The organism is Algiphilus sp., from assembly GCF_023145115.1.
GTDB lineage: Bacteria > Pseudomonadota > Gammaproteobacteria > Nevskiales > Nevskiaceae > Algiphilus.
The window spans coordinates 88,837-105,387 of sequence record NZ_JAGLEJ010000037.1 but is presented as its reverse complement, the minus strand read 5'-3'; the positions used below and the strand labels follow the sequence as shown (position 1 = coordinate 105,387).

At 66.5% G+C, this 16,551-nt stretch carries 13 protein-coding genes; 6 read left to right on the top strand and 7 right to left on the bottom strand.

Features of this window, described 5'->3' with window-relative positions; genetic code table 11:
- Positions 1-58: 58 nt before the first annotated feature.
- The 5 genes from KAH28_RS12380 to KAH28_RS12360 all read left to right on the top strand — a co-directional run bounded on the left by KAH28_RS12380 (position 59) and on the right by KAH28_RS12360 (position 6,708).
- Positions 59-1,273 (top strand): acyl-CoA dehydrogenase family protein, encoded by a 1,215-nt coding sequence (locus KAH28_RS12380; RefSeq protein ID WP_290577047.1) that lies wholly within the window; start codon positions 59-61, stop codon positions 1,271-1,273.
- 38 nt (positions 1,274-1,311) lie between these two features.
- Positions 1,312-2,445 (top strand): acyl-CoA dehydrogenase family protein, encoded by a 1,134-nt coding sequence (locus tag KAH28_RS12375; protein ID WP_290577045.1) that lies wholly within the window; start codon positions 1,312-1,314, stop codon positions 2,443-2,445.
- Between the two features lie 89 nt (positions 2,446-2,534).
- A complete protein-coding gene (locus KAH28_RS12370) occupies positions 2,535-4,019 on the top strand; it encodes an aldehyde dehydrogenase family protein (protein WP_290577044.1) in 1,485 nt (494 codons plus the stop codon).
- 52 nt (positions 4,020-4,071) lie between these two features.
- Complete coding sequence (locus tag KAH28_RS12365; protein ID WP_290577042.1) at positions 4,072-5,628, top strand: long-chain fatty acid--CoA ligase; 1,557 nt, start codon at positions 4,072-4,074, stop codon at positions 5,626-5,628.
- 108 nt (positions 5,629-5,736) lie between these two features.
- A complete protein-coding gene (locus KAH28_RS12360) occupies positions 5,737-6,708 on the top strand; it encodes a nitronate monooxygenase family protein (protein ID WP_290577040.1) in 972 nt (323 codons plus the stop codon).
- A 31-nt stretch (positions 6,709-6,739) separates the two neighbouring features.
- Here the strand turns inward: KAH28_RS12360 and KAH28_RS12355 are convergent, their stop codons facing one another.
- From KAH28_RS12355 to KAH28_RS12335, 5 genes are all read right to left on the bottom strand, one after another.
- The gene (locus KAH28_RS12355) at positions 6,740-7,549 is read right to left on the bottom strand and encodes an SDR family oxidoreductase (RefSeq protein WP_290577038.1); all 810 of its coding nucleotides are present in this window, start codon (positions 7,547-7,549) and stop codon (positions 6,740-6,742) included.
- Positions 7,550-7,586: 37 nt separating this feature from the next.
- Positions 7,587-8,378, bottom strand: a complete 792-nt coding sequence (locus KAH28_RS12350) for an enoyl-CoA hydratase-related protein (protein ID WP_290577036.1) — start codon at positions 8,376-8,378, stop codon at positions 7,587-7,589.
- Positions 8,379-8,573: 195 nt separating this feature from the next.
- Positions 8,574-9,665 (bottom strand): 2Fe-2S iron-sulfur cluster binding domain-containing protein, encoded by a 1,092-nt coding sequence (locus KAH28_RS12345; RefSeq protein WP_290577034.1) that lies wholly within the window; start codon positions 9,663-9,665, stop codon positions 8,574-8,576.
- Positions 9,666-9,677: 12 nt separating this feature from the next.
- Positions 9,678-10,820, bottom strand: coding sequence for a fatty acid desaturase (locus tag KAH28_RS12340; RefSeq protein ID WP_290577032.1), 1,143 nt, complete (start codon positions 10,818-10,820; stop codon positions 9,678-9,680).
- 139 nt (positions 10,821-10,959) lie between these two features.
- Complete coding sequence (locus KAH28_RS12335) at positions 10,960-13,632, bottom strand: LuxR C-terminal-related transcriptional regulator (RefSeq protein ID WP_290577030.1); 2,673 nt, start codon at positions 13,630-13,632, stop codon at positions 10,960-10,962.
- Positions 13,633-13,947: 315 nt separating this feature from the next.
- Between KAH28_RS12335 and KAH28_RS12330 the strand changes: the two genes are divergently transcribed.
- Positions 13,948-14,301: a hypothetical protein gene (locus KAH28_RS12330; RefSeq protein ID WP_290577028.1), complete on the top strand. Its 354-nt coding sequence runs from the start codon at positions 13,948-13,950 to the stop codon at positions 14,299-14,301.
- Between the two features lie 45 nt (positions 14,302-14,346).
- Here KAH28_RS12330 and KAH28_RS12325 read toward each other — a convergent pair whose 3' ends face one another.
- Entirely contained in the window at positions 14,347-15,054 is a 708-nt protein-coding gene (locus KAH28_RS12325; RefSeq protein ID WP_290577026.1) for an isoprenylcysteine carboxylmethyltransferase family protein, read from the bottom strand.
- A gap of 55 nt (positions 15,055-15,109) precedes the next feature.
- Positions 15,110-16,477: a DUF1329 domain-containing protein gene (locus tag KAH28_RS12320; protein WP_043769854.1), complete on the bottom strand. Its 1,368-nt coding sequence runs from the start codon at positions 16,475-16,477 to the stop codon at positions 15,110-15,112.
- Positions 16,478-16,551: the final 74 nt, after the last annotated feature.

Here is a 16,551-nt window from a genome sequence, read left to right as displayed (position 1 = left end):
TGGCGGTGCCCTGCGGCCCGTCACCTATCGTGTCGTCCTCGCCATTCGGAGAATCCTCTTGCCACTACGCCAAGCCGACAAGCTGTTCAGCGACACCTTCCTGCCGGAAGAAACCCTGGCGGTCCGCCGCGAAGCGCGCGCCTTCGCGGACGAGGTGCTGGCGCCAGCAGCCCACCGCCTGAACTGCACCCCGGAATCCGCCGACTCCTTCCCGCGCGCCGAGTTCGAGGCGATGGCCCGCGCCGGGCTCTACGAGATCCCCTATCCCACCGAGGTCGGCGGTCGCGGCCTGGCGCACCCGACCCTCGCCACCGTCACAGTGCTGGAAGAACTGGGCTACTACGCGCGCGGCTTCGCCTCGGCGCTGTACGACGGTCAGGCGATCCTGGTGGGCAAGACCCTCGAGAATGCGCAGGAGCCGCTGCGCAGCCACTATCTGCCGCGGCTGATGCGCGGCGAGCTTGTCGGCTGCTTCGCGACCAGCGAGCCGGAGGCGAGCACGGATCTCTCCGTGGATTCGCTGCAGACCGTGGCCGAGAAGGTCGACGGCGGCTGGCGCATCAACGGCACCAAGCGCTGGATCACCAACTCGCCGGCCGGCGACATCATCCTGGTGCTCTGCCGCACCGGTGACAGCCTCAGCATGCTGCTCGCCGACATGCACGACCCCGGCGTCCACGTCTCGGCGCCCGACCTGAAGATGGGCAATCACGCGCAGCTGACCGCGGACGTGCGCTTCGAGAATGTCTTCGTGCCCGACGATCACCTCGTCGGCAGCGAGCGTGGCGGCATGCGCGCGGCCGTCGGCGCGCTGGTGCTGGGCCGCATCGGCATCGGTACCGTCGGCGTCGCCATGGCACAGGCGGCCTTCGACTACGCCACCGATTACATGAGCCGAAGAAAGGTCTTCGGCCGCGAACTGGCACGCTTCCAGCACTGGCAGTACCGTTTCGCCGAGCACGCGCTGCAGATCGAAAGCGCGCGCAATCTCTACCAGAAGGCGGCGCTGCGCTTCGACCGCGAGGGCAGCGCCGAGCCGGAGGCCCCCATGGCCAAGATCGCCGGCTCGCGGCTCGCCGTCGACGTCGCGCGCGACGCCATCCAGGTCTGCGGCGCCTACGGCTTCGTGCGGCATCTTTCGGGGCCGGACGAGGACTACCCGCTGGAGTCGATCTACCGCGACGCCAAGATCGGCGAGATCTACGAGGGAGCCAACGAGATCCAGAGCTGGGTGATTGCGCGCCGCATCTTCGGCCGCGAGATGACGGGCTGACTGACCCTGCAACACCGAACGACAACGACAGGAACGCCATGCTGAGCGAAGAGCAACAGATGATCCAGGAAGCCGCGCAACGGCTGTCGCGCGAGCTGCTGGCGCCCGGTGCCGCCGCGCGCGAAGCCGCGGGCGCGATCGAGCGCGACGTGATCGAAGGTTTGGCCGAAATGGGACTGCTCGGCATGACGGTGGCCAGCGACTACGACGGCGCGGGCGCCGACTACGTCGCCTATGCGCTGGCATTGATGGCGATCGCGGAAGGCGACGGCGCGGTATCGACCATGATGAGCGTCCACAACGCGCCCTTCTGCGAGATCCTGGAACGCTACGGCAGCGAGCAGCAGAAGCAGGCCGTGCTCAAGCCTGCTGCGCGTGGCGCGTTCATCGGCGCCTTCGGACTGACCGAAGCGCAGGCCGGCTCCGATGCCAGCGCGCTGCGCACACGTGCCACCCGCGACGGTGATGCCTGGATCCTCGACGGCAGCAAGCAGTTCATCACCAGCGGGCGCATTGCCGGCCAGATCATCGTCTTCGCGGTTACCGCACCCGAAAACCCCAAGAAAGGCATCTCGGCCTTTCTGGTACCAACCGACACGCCCGGCTTCGAGGTTGCCAAGGTCGAGGACAAGATGGGCCAGAAGGCCTCGGATACCTGCAGCCTGCGCTTCGAGGCGCTGCGCCTGCCAGCTGAAGCGCTGATCGGCGAGCCTGGGCAGGGCTACCGCATCGCGCTGTCGGCGCTGGAGTCCGGCCGCATCGGCATCGCGGCCCAGAGTGTGGGCATGGCCAAGGCGGCGCTGGACGCCGCCATCGCCTACGCCGGCGAGCGCGCTGCCTTCGGCACGCCGTTGCTCGCGCATCAGGCCGTGTCCTTCCGCCTCGTGGACGCGCGTACGGAACTGGAAGCCGCACGCCAGCTGGTGCTGTCGGCCGCGCGCATGAAGGACGCCGGCGTGCCCTGTCTGGAGCAGGCCTGCATGGCCAAGCTCTTCGCTTCCGAAGTTGCCGAGCGCGTCTGCTCGGCGGCGCTGCAGACCTTCGGCGGCTACGGCTATGTCAGCGACTTCCCGGTCGAGCGCATTGCCCGTGACGTGCGCGTCTGCCAGATCTACGAAGGCACCTCGGACATCCAGAAGATCATCATCGGCCGCGGCCTCACGGCTGCCTGAGGCGCAGGCAGCGACTGCCCAGCCTTTGGTCGGGGTCGCGTCGGTCCCCGCGAGTCCACCTTGAGCGTCTACAAGTTCGGAGGAAGACCATGAACACGTTCAGCGAATCAGCCACGCGCCCGCGCCTGCCGGAAGGCCGCAACTTCATCGCCGGAGAGTGGGACGACGACAAGGGGGCGGAGCGCATCACCGTCACCGACCCCGCTAGCGAAACCGTACTGGGCGAGATTTCCTGCAGCAGCGCAGCGACCGTGGACAAAGCCGTACGTGCGGCGCGCAAGGCCTTCAACGATCCGGCATGGTGCGATCTCCCTCCGATGGGGCGCGAGGCCCTGCTGCACCGCCTGGCAGCGCTCGTCGAGGAGCATGCCGATGAGCTGGCCACCATCGAGTCCCTCGACAACGGCAAGCCCATCGCCTTCTCGAGCACGCTGGATGTACCGCTGTCGGCCCAGTGGCTGCACTACTTCGCGGGCTGGCCGAGCAAGCTCTCAGGCCGCAGCATGCATCCGGCGGTGCAGCCCACTGGTAGCCATCACGCCTACACGCTGCGCCAGCCAATCGGCGTCGTGGGCGCCATCGTGCCGTGGAACTTCCCGCTGGTACTGGCGATCTGGAAGCTCGCACCCGCACTCGCCGCCGGGAACACGGTGGTGATCAAGCCGGCGGAGCAGACGCCTTACTCGCTGCTGAAGCTGGCGGAGCTGATCGAAGCCGCCGGCTTTCCGCCGGGGGTCGTGAACGTCGTTCTCGGCGACGGCCGCACCACCGGCCAGGCCATCGTCGATCATCCGGGCGTCGACAAGATCAGCTTCACCGGCTCCACCGCTGTCGGCAAGCATCTGCTAAGCAGTGCGGCGAAGGACCTCAAGCGCGTGACGCTGGAGCTCGGCGGCAAATCGCCCACCGTCATCCTGCCCGACGCCGATCTGGAGACGGCCATTCCGGGGGCCGCGCAGGCCGTCTTCGTCAACTCGGGACAGATCTGCTTCGCGGGCACGCGCCTCTTCGCACCGCGCAAACACTTCGACCGGATTCTCGAGGGCGTGGCCGAGGCCGCCAAGAGCTTCCCCGTCGGCGCCGGCCTCGACCCCAACAGCATGCTCGGACCCGTCGTCAGCCAGCAGCAGATGGACAGCATCCTCGGCAAGGTCGAGGCCGGCGTGAAAGCCGGCGCCAGCACCTTCTGCGGCGGCGGGCGCCTCGACCGCGAGGGCTACTTCCTGGAGCCCACGATCCTGGTAACCGACGACGCGCAGAACCCCGCCTACCGCGAAGAGATCTTCGGGCCGGTGCTGACAGCCACGCGCTACGACGAGCTCGACGACATCATCGCCATGGCCAACGATTCCGAGTACGGGCTCTCGGCCAATCTCTACACGTCGCATTTCGGGCTTGCCCACCGTCTCGCCGCGCAGCTGCAGGCCGGCACGGTCTGGATCAACACCCAGCTGTCGCCGGACCCGCACATCCCCTTCGGCGGCTTCAAGCAGTCCGGCTGGGGCCGCGAGAACGGCGAAGACGTCTTCGCTCACTACACCGAAACCAAGTCGGTCATCGCCAGCCTGGCCTGAACACGGGACGGGGCGCGGTCGCGACACCGGCTCAGAGGAGGAGGAAATGGTCATGCAGTTCACTCAGGGTCTCCACCGCGCCCGGCAGCAACAGCCGGAAGCCATCGCCACCATCTGCAACGGGCGCCAGCGCAGCTTCCAGGAGCTCCACGAGCGCGTGGCGCGACTGGCGGGCGCGCTGCGGGCGCGCGGCATAGTACGCGGCGACACCATCGCCATCCTGGCGCTGAACTCGGATCGGCACCTCGAGTTCTACCTCGCCGGAGCGTGGCTGGGTGCCCGCGTCAATCCGATCAACTTCCGCTGGAGCGCGGCGGAGATCGTCTACGCGCTTCAGGACTCCGGCTCGGTGGCGCTCTTCATCGACGACACCTTTCTCCCCCATCTGGAGACGGTCCAGACCGAGTGCCGCGATCTGCGCTTCTACGTGCACTGCGGTGACGGCGATTGCCCGCCGGATCTGCTCTCGCACGACGCCCTGATCGCAGACGGTGAAGCAGTCGACGACGTCAACGCCGGCGGCGACGAGATCTTCGGTGTCTTCTACACCGGCGGCACCACGGGCAAGCCCAAGGGCGTGCTGCTGTCACACCTCAATATCTGCAGCGCGGCGCTGGATCTGCTCGCCGAAGGCGCGTTCCCGGAAGACGCCGTCGGCCTGCACGCGGCCCCGATGTTCCATCTGGCCGATATGATGCAGGTCACCTGCCTGCTGCTGCGCGGCGGCACGCACATCATGCTGCCGGCCTTCCGGCCCGACGCCGTGCTTGAACTCGTCCGCGCGCACCGCGTCACCGACCTGCTGCTGGTGCCGGCGATGCTGCAGGCGCTGGTCGACAGCCCGGATTGTGCCAAGGCCGATACCTCCAGTGTGCAGCGCATCTATTACGGCGCTTCACCGGCGGCCGAGGCGCTGCTCGACCGCGTGATGACGAGTATTCCCACAGCGTCCTTGACTCAGGTCTACGGCATGACCGAGATGTCGGCGATCATCACCGTGCTGCCACCGGCCATGCATCTGCCGGATAAGCGACACCTCGGTCGCTTGCGCTCGGGGGGCCGGGGCACCTACCACGTGCAGGTCCGGGTCGTGGACAGCGAGGGACGGGAATGCCCGCGCGGCGAAGTCGGCGAGGTCATCGTCACCGGACCGACCGTCATGCACGGCTATCTCAACAAACCCGAGGCCACGGCAGAAGCGGTGCGCGATGGCTGGATGCATACCGGCGATCTGGGCTACATGGACGGCGGCGGCTATGTCTTCATCGTCGACCGTGCCAAGGATATGATCATTTCCGGTGGCGAGAACATCTACTCCGTCGAAGTCGAGAATGCCGTTGCCAGCCACCCCGCCGTGGCCGCCTGCGCCGTCTACGGCGTGCCCAGCGACGAATGGGGCGAATCGGTTCACGTCAGCGTCGTGCTCAAGTCCGAACAGAGTCTCGACATCGACGCGCTGCGGGCGCACTGCCGCGAGCGCATCGCCGGTTACAAGGTGCCACGCAGCATGGACACCCTCGACGCGCTGCCGATCTCGGGGGCCGGTAAGGTGCTTAAGAACCAGCTCCGCAAGGCGCGCTGGGAACACCGCGAGCGGGCGGTGAACTGAGCGCATACCTCCGACGCCAACAATATCGGCCGCGGGCAGACGCCGCAGCTCCGCATACTCGACACAGGACCCTCCATGGATGAAGCCCGCGTTCTACCCCAATCCCGCATGAGCACCCGCGTTAGCGACATGCTCGGCATCGACTATCCCATCATCCAGGGCGGCATGATGTGGGTGGGGCGCGCCGAGATGGCCGCCGCGGTCTCGAATGCGGGCGGCCTGGGCATCGTCACTGCCTTGACCCAGCCCACGCCGGAGGACCTGCGCGCGGAGATCGCCCGCTGCCGGGAGATGACCGACAAGCCCTTCGGCGTCAATCTGACGATCCTGCCCTCCCAGAATCCGCCGCCCTACGAAGCCTATCTCGACGTCGTGCTCGATTCCGGCGTCAAGATCCTCGAAACCGCAGGCAACAATCCGAAGGAGTTCATCGCCAAGGCCAAGGCCGCCGGCGTCGTCCTCATCCACAAGTGCACCTCGGTGCGCCACGCGCTGTCGGCCGAGCGCCACGGCGTCGACATCGTCTCCATCGACGGCTTCGAGTGCGCCGGCCACCCCGGCGAGGACGGGGTCGGTGGCATGATCCTCTTCGCAGCCGCCGCGCGCCAGGTGAAGATTCCGCTCATCGGTTCAGGCGGCATTGCCGACGGCCGCACCATGGCCGCTGCGCTGGCCCTGGGTGCGGAGGGCGTCAACATGGGAACCCGCTTCTGCGCCACGGTCGAAGCGCCCATCCACGACGACATCAAGCAGAAGCTGGTCGCGGCCAGCGAGCGCGATACCAACCTGATCTTCCGCACGTTGCACAACACCGGCCGGGTTCTGAAGACCGAGGTCTCCCACGAGGTCATCGCCATCGAGAACCGGCCCGGCGGCTGTGCCTTCGAGGATATTCGGCACCTGGTCACCGGCACGAAGGGCCGCGAGGCACTCGAAACGGGCGACGCCGGCAAGGGGCTGATCTGGGCCGGGCAGACGGTCGGGCTGATCGACGACGTGCCCAGCTGCGCGGAGCTGCTGACGCGCATGGTTGCCGACTGTCGCAGCCATCTGAGCCGCGCCGGACAGCTCGCGGCTTGATTCCGCGGTGGCGCGCGGGGGCACGCCCCGCTTACACCGCGGTGTAGCCCCCGTCGAGCGTCAGCTCGGCGCCGGTCATGTAGCGTGAGGCATCCGAGCAGAGGAAACGAACGAGGTCCGCGACATCCTCGGCCTCGGCGAAGCGCCCGACGGGTATCATGCTGCTGATGAACTGCATGGCCTGCTCCTCCGATTCCGCCAGCCCGCCCTCGAGCATCTCCTTGATGCCATTGGCCGCCAGCTGGGTGTTGCCCGGCCCCGGATGCACCGAGTTCACGCGGATACCGGTTCCGGCGCGCGCGAACTCCGTTGCCTGGCACTTCGTCAGCAAGCGCACCGCGCCCTTGCTGGCGCAGTAGGCCGCCTGCGCGAAGCCGGCCACCTGGCCGAAGACCGAGGAGATGTTCGCTACCGAAGCGCCGCCGTTGCTGGCCTTGGCTGCTTTCTCGAGCAGCGGATAGGCTGTCTGCACGCCGATCCAGATGCTGTCGACGTTGACGCGCTGCACCTGCTGATATTCCTCCAGCGAAGTCTGGAGGAAGGGCTTGGTCAGCATGAAGCCGGCGTTGTTGACCAGCGCGTCGAGCTTGCCGAACTCCGCCTCCACCTGAGCGATGACGCGCTGCCAGGCGGCAGCTTCGGCGACGTCATGCTCGGCGTCGAGCACGCGGACGCCCTTGGCACGGCATTCCTCGGCCACGGTCTTGACACCCTCGGCGTCGCGGTCGGTAAGCACCAGATGGGCGCCGTCCGCGGCCAGGGTGTAGGCGCAGTGACGCCCGAAACCGGCGGCAGCACCGGTCACCATGATGATCTTGTCGCGGACCGATGCTTCGGCCATGGTTGTCTCCTTCTGATGAAGCGATGTTGCGTAGCGGTCAGCGGCCAGCGAAGTGCGCCTCGCGACCCTCGAGAAAGGCGCCGACGCCCTCGCGGAAATCGGCACTGGTGGTGGCGTCCCTGAAGGCCTCGCGCTCAGCAGCCAGCTGCGCGTCCAGCGTGCTACCGAATGCGGCGTCGCTGAGCCGCTTCCAGTGGCCGTAGGCGCGTGTCGGCCCGGCCGCCAGGCGAGCTGCCCATTCGGCCGCTGTGGCGTCGAGTTCGTCCTCGGCCACGACGCGGTTGATGAGGCCGGCCTCGTGTGCAGCGCGTGCGTCCCAGATATCACCCAGCAGCATCAACTCGCTGGCGCGGCGCGCGCCCATGAGGCGCGGCAGGAAGTAGCTGCCGCCGCAGTCCGGCGCCGCGGCAATGCGATCGTAGGCGCAGACGAAGCGCGTGCCCTCGGCGGCCAGGACCAGATCGGCTGCAGCCATGAGGCTCAGGCCGGCACCAGCCACCGCGCCGTGCACCACCGCCAGCACAGGCGCGTCGATACGCCGCAGCGTGCGCACCACCGGTTCGAGCCCATCAAGCAGGGCGTCCAGCGTCTCGCCGGCGCGGTCGAAATCCGCCGCGAAGGCCTGCAGATCGCCGCCGGCCACGAAGGCACGGCCGGCGCCGCGCAGCACCACGCAGCGCAGCCCGCTCTGCTCGGTCAGCGAGACAACCGCCGCATGCAGCGCTTGCGCGGTAACAACGTCAATGGCGTTGCGCACTTCCGGACGCTGGATGGTGATGGTCGCGATGCCGGATGCGGCATCGAAGGCTCCGTCGACGGGTGCGGTCATGAAGGACTCCGGCAGGTTGTCATCGAAGTCTCGCCGCAGCGACGCGCCGTCCCCCCCGACTTTGGGCGGGGCACGGCGCGCACCAGGGCCTTGCATCTACCACCGGGCCGACAGTGCGTGGCGCACTTGCAAGGCGCGTTGCGGTACGCCGCGCCGCCCGCGTGCATGCTGCGGGGACTGCCTTCGCCCCCGCGCTCAGCCGGTGGGAAGAAACTTGTCAGCGTGAATACGATCCGGGTCGACGCCACGCTCTATCAACAACGCCTCGACAGCCTGGACCATGGGCAGCGCGCCGCAGACGAAGGCTGCGGTCTTGCTGAAATCGATGCCGAAGCCCTCGTCCTTCAGCGGCTCGGTGATCAGCCCGCGCGGGCCGTCCCAGTCCGAGCCCGCTGGTTCGTCGGAAAGGACCGTGACGACGCGCACCCGATCCGGCGCCTGCGCCACCAGCGCGTCCAGCCAGGGTTCGGCGAAGCGGTCGGCCTGCGTGCGCGCGCCGAAGAGGATCGTGAAGCGCGCCTTGTCGGAACGGGCGAGGCGATCGGCGACGATGGACAACACCGGCGCCAGGCCCGTGCCGCCGGCCACGCAGAGGCCGTCGCGATCGAGATCGTCGTCGTGCACGCCCATGACGCCGAAGGGCCCTTCAATCCAGATCTTGGTGCCGACGCGGTTCTCGTTGAAGAGCCACTCCGAGAAAGCGCCGCCCGGAAGCCGCTTGACCATGAAGCCGAGCTCGGTCGCGCCTTCCTCACCCGGCGGCGGATCGTAGATGGAATAGCTGCGCCGCACGAAGGAGCCGGACTCGGCCAGCGAGCAGTACTGCCCCGCCTCGAAGGAAAGCGGCTCGTCCAGGCGCAGACGCAGATCGACGACTTCGCCGGGGAGTTGCCGCCAGCCGACGACCTGCGAAGCTACGGTCTTGACGGAGGGCGGCTTGTGGTTACCGATCTTGACTTCGATTTCGAGGTCCGAATGCACCTTGGACTGGCAGGCGAGGATGTAGCCCGCTTCCAGCTCGGCATTGGTCAGCGGCGACAGAGCGAAGTCGATCATCGGCCGAATCTTTCCGGAGATCAGCTTCGTCTTGCAGCTGCCACAGACGCCGACGCGGCAGTTGTGCGGGTAGTCGATGCCCTGCCCCAGAGCCGAGAGCAGAAGCAGCTCGTTCCGGCCGACGTTGAAGCTGTGCTGCAGCTCGCCGCGATGGACGGCGCGTACCCGGCAGCCGCTCGACTGCCGGGCCGTCTTCGATGATGCCGTCCTGGCATCGGTGGTGCTTGCCATGGCGCGGTCGCGTCAGGCCGCTGCCGGCCAGCCGTGGCCGTAGTCGCCCACACCCTTGCTCGGCTGGTAGTCCGGCGGGTTCAGGTCGTGCCAGCCGGCACGGGCGTTCTCGCGCCACGCGATTTCGCGCTCCTGCTGGGTGGCGTAGTGGTCATCCCAGTGCTTGAGCAGCGGCTTGATGGCCATGAACCACAGCGGCGGCACAAAGGCCAACAGCACGCACATCAGGAACTGCGGCTGCTTGGGCCCGTCGCGATCCGGCTCCAGCTCGTAGAAGGGCTTGTAGCTGTCGTCGTGATGGCCGGCGTGGTTGGTGATCTCCAGCGCCAGGATGCGCACGAAGGGCGTCAGATGGTTCCAGGTGTGATGATTCTTGAAGCGCCCCGGCGTGGCCGAGATCAGGCCGTAGTGATTGCAATAGTTGAAGACCTCGAGAAACATGCGCGGCCCCAGAAGGCAGGTCAGGATGGCCAGCGCCGCGCCGGTGAAGCCGCCCGCGAGCCCCAACACGCCGGTGAAGGCCGCGAGCGTGCCCGCCTTCTTCACCCAGCCGTTGCGCGGGTCGTACCACTTGCGACCGCGCTTTTCCCAGAGCTGCTTCTCCAGGTGATAGGACTCGGCCCACTGCTTGGGGAAGGTACGCAGGATATGGCCGTAGACCGTGTCGCCACGCCGGGCGTAATCCGGATCGTTGGGCGTGGCGACATGCAGATGGTGCGTCACCACATGCGTGATCTCGCGCCACGGGTCGAAGATCGCAACCTGTGCCGTACGGCCCAGAAAGCGCAGCAGCCGGTTCTCGCGGTGGAACATCTCGTGCACCGTGGGGGCGGTAACCACGAAGCCCACGATCATCATGCTCACGAAGGCGCCGACGGCGGCGGAGGTCGTGGCGAAGTGCCCCTGTCCGACGAGCCAAGCATAGAAAACGATCATCAGCACGCCCATCACCATCGTGCTCGCGGTGATGAGGTCGTAAAGCCAGTAGTGGCTCGATGTCCGCATGCGGTAATCATTCTCCAGGAAGGCGTCGAAGAAGAGCACCGCCAGCAACACGCCCAGCCCCAGCCAGGCGTAGTTGCCGCCGAGCCACATGCCGTAGCCGTGAAGGCCGAGGATCGCGGGCGACAGCAGATACTTGATGTGGTCGGTCATGTCTCGCTCCAGGCCCGGTTTCGGCGCGGGCCGTTCGGAATGTCGAGACCGAGAGTGCGTGCGCGCACCGGTCGCTTCCCCAACCCTTAGTTTGGTCGTCGGGGCTGCCGGTCACGGCGGGCGCTGCCGGGTCGGCCCGCTAGCGCGTCAGCAGATTCAGCGCACGCGCCTTGGCCACCGCCGCCGAGCGACTGGACACCCCGAGCTTGGCGTAGAGGTTGTACAGATGCCACTTGACCGTGGAGACCGACACCGAGAGGCGGTCGGCGAGCTGCTGGTTCGACAGACCGGCCTCGATCAGCGCCAACAGTTCCATCTCGCGCGCGGTCGGGCTTTCGAGCAACTGGGTCTCGACATCCAGGGATTCGAGCTGCTCGGCCAGCGCGCTGTTGGCGCTGGGCAGGCGCTCGCAGATCCGGGCGAAGAACTGCCACTCGTCATTCTGGGTGAAGCCCCAGCTCTGCGGCTTGGTCTCGTTGACGAGACCGGCTACCAGCTCGATGCGGTCGAGGAAGGGACGCATGATGCGACGCTTGGCCGCCAGATGGATCGCGCGGGTGAGATGACTGGCCGCAGGCGAGGGATTGTGCGACCAGATCGCGATATGCATCTGGATCAGCTCGAGCTCCACGAGCTGCCCCCAGCGCGCCCCGTCGCGGGCCAGCTTGGCGAGCTCGCGCGCCTGCGTCTCGGCCTGGCGCAAGTGGCTTTCGTGGAGCAGCAGCTCGAGCTCGGTCATCGCGTACAGGACACGCCCGCGCGCGTTGACGAGCAACGCTTCCGGTGGCTTGCGGCCTTCCCCGTTGACGCCGAGACCGATCTTCATGGCTTCCAGGCGGGCATCCTCGCGCCGTCCGAGCCGCAACAGCCGCTGCACCAGATAGCAGGAAAGCATGGGTGCCAGCCGTGGTGGATAGCCGGCGGCGATCTCGCGCAGCTCCGCGATGGAAATCTGCTGCCCATGGTCGCTACCGCCCCACAGCTTGACGGCGGCCTCGAGGCCCAGAGACGCCGTTTCCAGAATGCCGTGACTGTGCGCCCGCGGCAGGCCGTCGCGCAGCAGCCGCTCGGCAGCGGCGTCATCGCCGCACTCGATCTCGCACAGAGCGGTGGCCAGTGCCAGCGTGCCGGCCATACCCGTGCGCTCGCCGAGCTGCGACCGCGCGCCCTTCAGCACCGCATTCAGGTCCTGGACTGCGTCGACGAACTCGCCCTGCAGGATCCGGGGAAGGTTGGCGAGCACGCCCACCCACGCCTTGCCGTAGTCGCTCTCCGCCTGCTTGATGCTGGCCTGGGCGATGCGGACATAGCCGTTCGCGACGGCGAAATCCAGCTCCGCGGAGGCCTGGATGGACGCCGCGCAGGCGACCGTCGCGACATCGAAGGGGTCGTCGGCTTCGCGTTGTCCCAGCCAGTGGTCAGCCGCCCCGCGGGCGTCGTCGAGGTGATCGGTGTAGGTCCCGATGATGGTCGTCAGGATCCCGATGCGCCGCTGGAGGTCCGCACCGGCCAGGGCCTCGCCGGACTGGGCGGCAATGCGTTCCTTGAAACGCTCCAGCTGCAATCGTGCGTAGTCGTATCGGCGATGGAAGACCAGCGCCCATACGTACCAGAACTCGACCTCCGCGCCGAGTTCGTGACCCGCTTCGCGCAGCTGCTCCACCCATTGGATGTACTTGTGCAGATCGCCGTTGTCCCGGACGAAGCGCGAGGCCACACGGTCAATGAGCGCCGCCGCCTTCGCGCTTTCGCCGGCTGCCAGCAGATACGCCATCGCGTCCGCCAGAGCGCCCTCCTGTTCGCACCATTGCGCCGCGCGCAACCAGATGCCCTTGCGGGTCGCATGGGACAGGGTCCGGCGCGCCTCGTCGACGAGGAACTCGCGGAACAGACCGTGCAGGCGATACCAGCGCTGGTTGCGATCGAGGGGAATGACGAGGAGGTTGCGCCGCACCAGTTCCGCGACGCGCCGGGCGGCCTTGTCGTCGCCGGTTGCGGCTTCGCAGAGTTCTGCCGAGAAACTGCGCAAGCCGGCAATCTTGAGCAGGAAGGTGTGCAGCGACTCGTCGAATACCGTGAGCACCTGCCGGTTCAGCATCGCGGCGAGGTCCTCGTCCGACCCCGAGAAGCGCTCCAGCGTCGCTTCCGGATCGTCGGCCTCGGCAAGGATGATCTGCATCAGCCGTACCGCGGCCGGCCAGCCTTCACTTCGCTGGGCGATCTGATCGACCGCGCCCGGACCGAGACGCGCGCAGAGATCCGGCCCGAGAACGTTCGCGACATCCCCGGCCTTCATGGAAAGCTCGCAGTAGGTGAGCTGCTTGAGCTTGCCCTCGAGCTTGGCGCGGGTGGTATTGAGCGGCGGCTCGTGCGTGCCGCCGAGCACCAGCGAGAACCACGACGGCGTCTGGAAGCCCAGCGCGTCGAGAAGCCGGCCCAGCGTCTCGTCTTCGCAGTAGCTGATGTTGTCGATGAAGAGCACGGCGGAGCGGGACAGCAGGGAGAGGGCTTCGAGCAGCGCCTCCACGCGCCGTTCGACCGGAATGCCACTCTCGTGCAGCGCCACATTGAGGTCGCGCTGGTCGTCGGCGGCAAGCAGCGCGGCCTCCAGGAGCTGGATGACGTCCTCGGTGCTGTGCTTGCGCTCGTCCAGGCTTATCCAGATCGTTTCCAGCCCGACGCCCGCGAGGTGCCGATAGAGTTCGGTGAGGAGCACGGTCTTGCCGTAGCCGGTGGGCGCGGTCACGGTCAGCACGCGCGCCGGCAAGACCGCCGCCTCGAACAACGTCGCCACTTCGGCGGTTCGAACCACCGGAAAAGCGAATTCGGGCGGCTCTCGCCGCCAGGGCGCTGTCGTGCTCACCGTCGTCCTCCGTATGGTTGCGTCTGTCGTATGCGCGCGGCTCGTTGCTTGCCGAGTTTACGCCGTCGAGGCGCCAGCGCAGGGGTTTCGCCGGAGCGCCTCCAGCGCCGTCGGGACCGGCCTCGCCCTGCTGGCGCGCGGCCTGCGGCGAGATGGCAGCGCGCCCGATCCAGCGGCCGGCCCCGACGATAGATTGGGATCGAAGGGAGCCGATTCACAGCAGAATCGGGGCCTCTCGCATCAAAACCGTTAGGGAAAAGGAACATGGACTGGCTACAACTCTGCTTCTGGGTATTCGCCACGATCGCGGCTGGCGGCGTCGGGATGGCGGCGCTCATGGCGACGGGTGTCACGATTCCGGGATGGCTGGGCACGGCCCACGGGATGGCGGCACTCGCCGGTCTCGCACTCCTTTTCGGCGTCAATCTCGGTCTTGGTGAGGCGCTCCCGGCGCTGGCCTGGTGGGCGCTTGTGGTCTTTATCGGGGGCTTCGTCGGCGGAATGCTCTTCTTCCGCGTTCTGATGCCGGGCCGGGCTCCGGTCTGGTTGGCGCTCGGGCACGGTAGCGTTGGGGTCCTTGGCCTCTGCCTGCTCTATCTGGCGACCTTCACGCGCTAAGGTGTGCTGCAGCCGCCGGCGCGGATTCCTGAATGCGGCGCCGCGCTATCCGCGCCGCCGTAGCGCGGGAATGAAGGCCGGCACCCGGCTTCGATATTCCCGGTAGGAATCGCCAATAGCCGAGCGTAAATCCCGCTCTTCGAGCATCAATGAGGCGGTGACGCTGTAGAAGGTCAGCACACTTGCAAACAGCATATGCCCGGCCGTCATATCCGGTGTGGCCCACAGGGCGACGATCAGGCCGCTCTGGATGGGATGGCGCACGTAGCGGTAGGGGCCACGCATGGCGAACGGCGGATCGTCACACCGACCGAATGCCTGCTTCAGACCGTGAAAATGCAGGGCATCGATACTGAAAATGGACCAGGCGAGAACCAGGAGGCCAGCCGCGAACAGAAGGCGCAGCGCTCCCCGGGCTAGCTCGTGATCGAGCTGCCAAAGCAGAGTCGGCATCGGCTGCCAGGCGAGGCAGAGCAGCGCCAGAAGCGCTCCGCTGACGAAGATGTAGGCGGAACGCTCGATGGCATCCGGCACCAGAAGACGCCACCGGCGCTTGAAAGCCGGTCGCGCCATCAGACTGTGCGGAAGCGCGAAAAGCGCGAGCAGCGCCACGTTATTGACGATCGCGAGCCACGGCATCGGGGGCTCGCCCCGATTGATCCCCACCGGGGTGAAATCGAGCAGGAAGGCGACCAGCAGCACCTGCGATGCCAGACCTACCAATACGCTGGAAACCGCGAAGATCTGTTTCATGGCTCTGTGTGCTGTCTGCTTAGACGGAGGCCTAAGCGCCCGGAGATATTCCTGCCTAGATCTGACCGAGGCGCATGATGGCCTGTTGCGTTAAATATTCGTCGTAGATCGTGGGATCGTTCACGCGCATTCGGTGGTTTCCAGCAACCTTCTGCACCTGCTCCAGCCGGGTGATGCGCTTGCTCTTGAAGTTGTAGACATGCACGTAGGTCCAGGACCAATAGGGGTGCTTGCCATCCATAACCTTGTTTTCGCCATCGTCATACAGGCTGTAGCAACCGTCGAATGACTTGAACGGCTTGCCCTGGAGGTCATAGGAAACCATCGCGATGGGCATCTGATTGCGTGCGTCGAACCAGACACGCTTCTTGGAGATGGGCGCTCGAGTGAAGGCGGTCGGCTCTGCCTCGGCGATGATCGCCTCGGGAACCAACTCGACGACACTGTCGAAGAAGGACTGCCCCTCTGGGCCGCCGTGCAGACCGTGCTCCCAGTTCGGGTGCTGACTGTTCCAGCCGCCGGAAACGCCGGCCAGCATCGGCTGTCGACCGATGATCTTGTAATTACCCCAAGTATGAAGCGGGTCGCCGGCCGCCCAAGCGTCGGAAAGATACAGCGTCGAACCGGGGATCAGCGGCTCGAAGCGCTGATTGGTCGGATACTGCCGAACGCGCCGGAACTCCGGGATGTAGCCGAACAGTTCCGGGAACTCGTGCTGGTCATAAGGCCAGATATTGACGAAGGAAGTGCCTGACTCCGTTGACGGCGACAGGATGATGACCGAGTTGAAGCGCAGCTTGTCCTTGTGCTCTTCCCAGTAGGGTTTGGGATCGACGACCGTGCGCGCGACGGGCATGAGCTCGGCCCACACCGCGTCGTACTCGTAATCGATATGCCCGCTGCTCGAAACATCTTGCTCCTTGACCGCATAGACGCTCGAATCATGGCGCCCCCAGCTCATGGTCAGGCCGGCGAAGAGCTCGAGCGCCGTAGTGGCATCCGGGAATGGGTTGCCCCCGATCCACGGCTCACCATCCTTGGTGACGACGTTCTTCTTGTCGTCGAAGCGCGCTTTCCCACGATTGCTCAGCGTGGCCTCCAGATACTCCCAGGGCCCAAGCTTCATGTAGTCGGTCGTGGTGGGGATCACCTTCAGGCGGCGCCCCATTTCCTTGACCTGCGCGTACTTGGCCGGCTCCATCAGGTCCTTGACGATATCGACGTTATCCGCCGTTATGTAGTCGCCAGTTTTGATCTTTCCCTTCGTGTAGGCGTCGATGGACAGCAGCTCGTCCGGATAGGCCTTGGTGACATCACCGGCCTTGGCGATCACCGACCATAGCGGCGCCAGCACGCCGGAACCCAGCGCCGCGCCCGCGCTCGACTTCATGAAACGTCGTCTGCTCGTATTGATCGCTGCCATAGTTTCACCGCGGTTAAAGAAAGACTCCGGTCCACGGGAAGCAGACCGGAGCAGGTGCCGCCTTGTGATGCGCC

What these genes read in the sequence shown, in the direction of transcription:
- KAH28_RS12375 (WP_290577045.1), top strand. Translation starts at nt 1,312, where the DNA reads ATGCTGAGCGAAGAGCAACAGATGATCCAGGAAGCCGCGCAACGGCTG.
- KAH28_RS12370 (WP_290577044.1), top strand. Translation starts at nt 2,535, where the DNA reads ATGAACACGTTCAGCGAATCAGCCACGCGCCCGCGCCTGCCGGAAGGC.
- KAH28_RS12365 (WP_290577042.1), top strand. Translation starts at nt 4,072, where the DNA reads ATGCAGTTCACTCAGGGTCTCCACCGCGCCCGGCAGCAACAGCCGGAA.
- KAH28_RS12360 (WP_290577040.1), top strand. Translation starts at nt 5,737, where the DNA reads ATGAGCACCCGCGTTAGCGACATGCTCGGCATCGACTATCCCATCATC.
- KAH28_RS12355 (WP_290577038.1), bottom strand. Translation starts at nt 7,549, where the DNA reads ATGGCCGAAGCATCGGTCCGCGACAAGATCATCATGGTGACCGGTGCT.
- KAH28_RS12350 (WP_290577036.1), bottom strand. Translation starts at nt 8,378, where the DNA reads ATGACCGCACCCGTCGACGGAGCCTTCGATGCCGCATCCGGCATCGCG.
- KAH28_RS12345 (WP_290577034.1), bottom strand. Translation starts at nt 9,665, where the DNA reads ATGGCAAGCACCACCGATGCCAGGACGGCATCATCGAAGACGGCCCGG.
- KAH28_RS12340 (WP_290577032.1), bottom strand. Translation starts at nt 10,820, where the DNA reads ATGACCGACCACATCAAGTATCTGCTGTCGCCCGCGATCCTCGGCCTT.
- KAH28_RS12330 (WP_290577028.1), top strand. Translation starts at nt 13,948, where the DNA reads ATGGACTGGCTACAACTCTGCTTCTGGGTATTCGCCACGATCGCGGCT.
- KAH28_RS12325 (WP_290577026.1), bottom strand. Translation starts at nt 15,054, where the DNA reads ATGAAACAGATCTTCGCGGTTTCCAGCGTATTGGTAGGTCTGGCATCG.
- KAH28_RS12320 (WP_043769854.1), bottom strand. Translation starts at nt 16,477, where the DNA reads ATGGCAGCGATCAATACGAGCAGACGACGTTTCATGAAGTCGAGCGCG.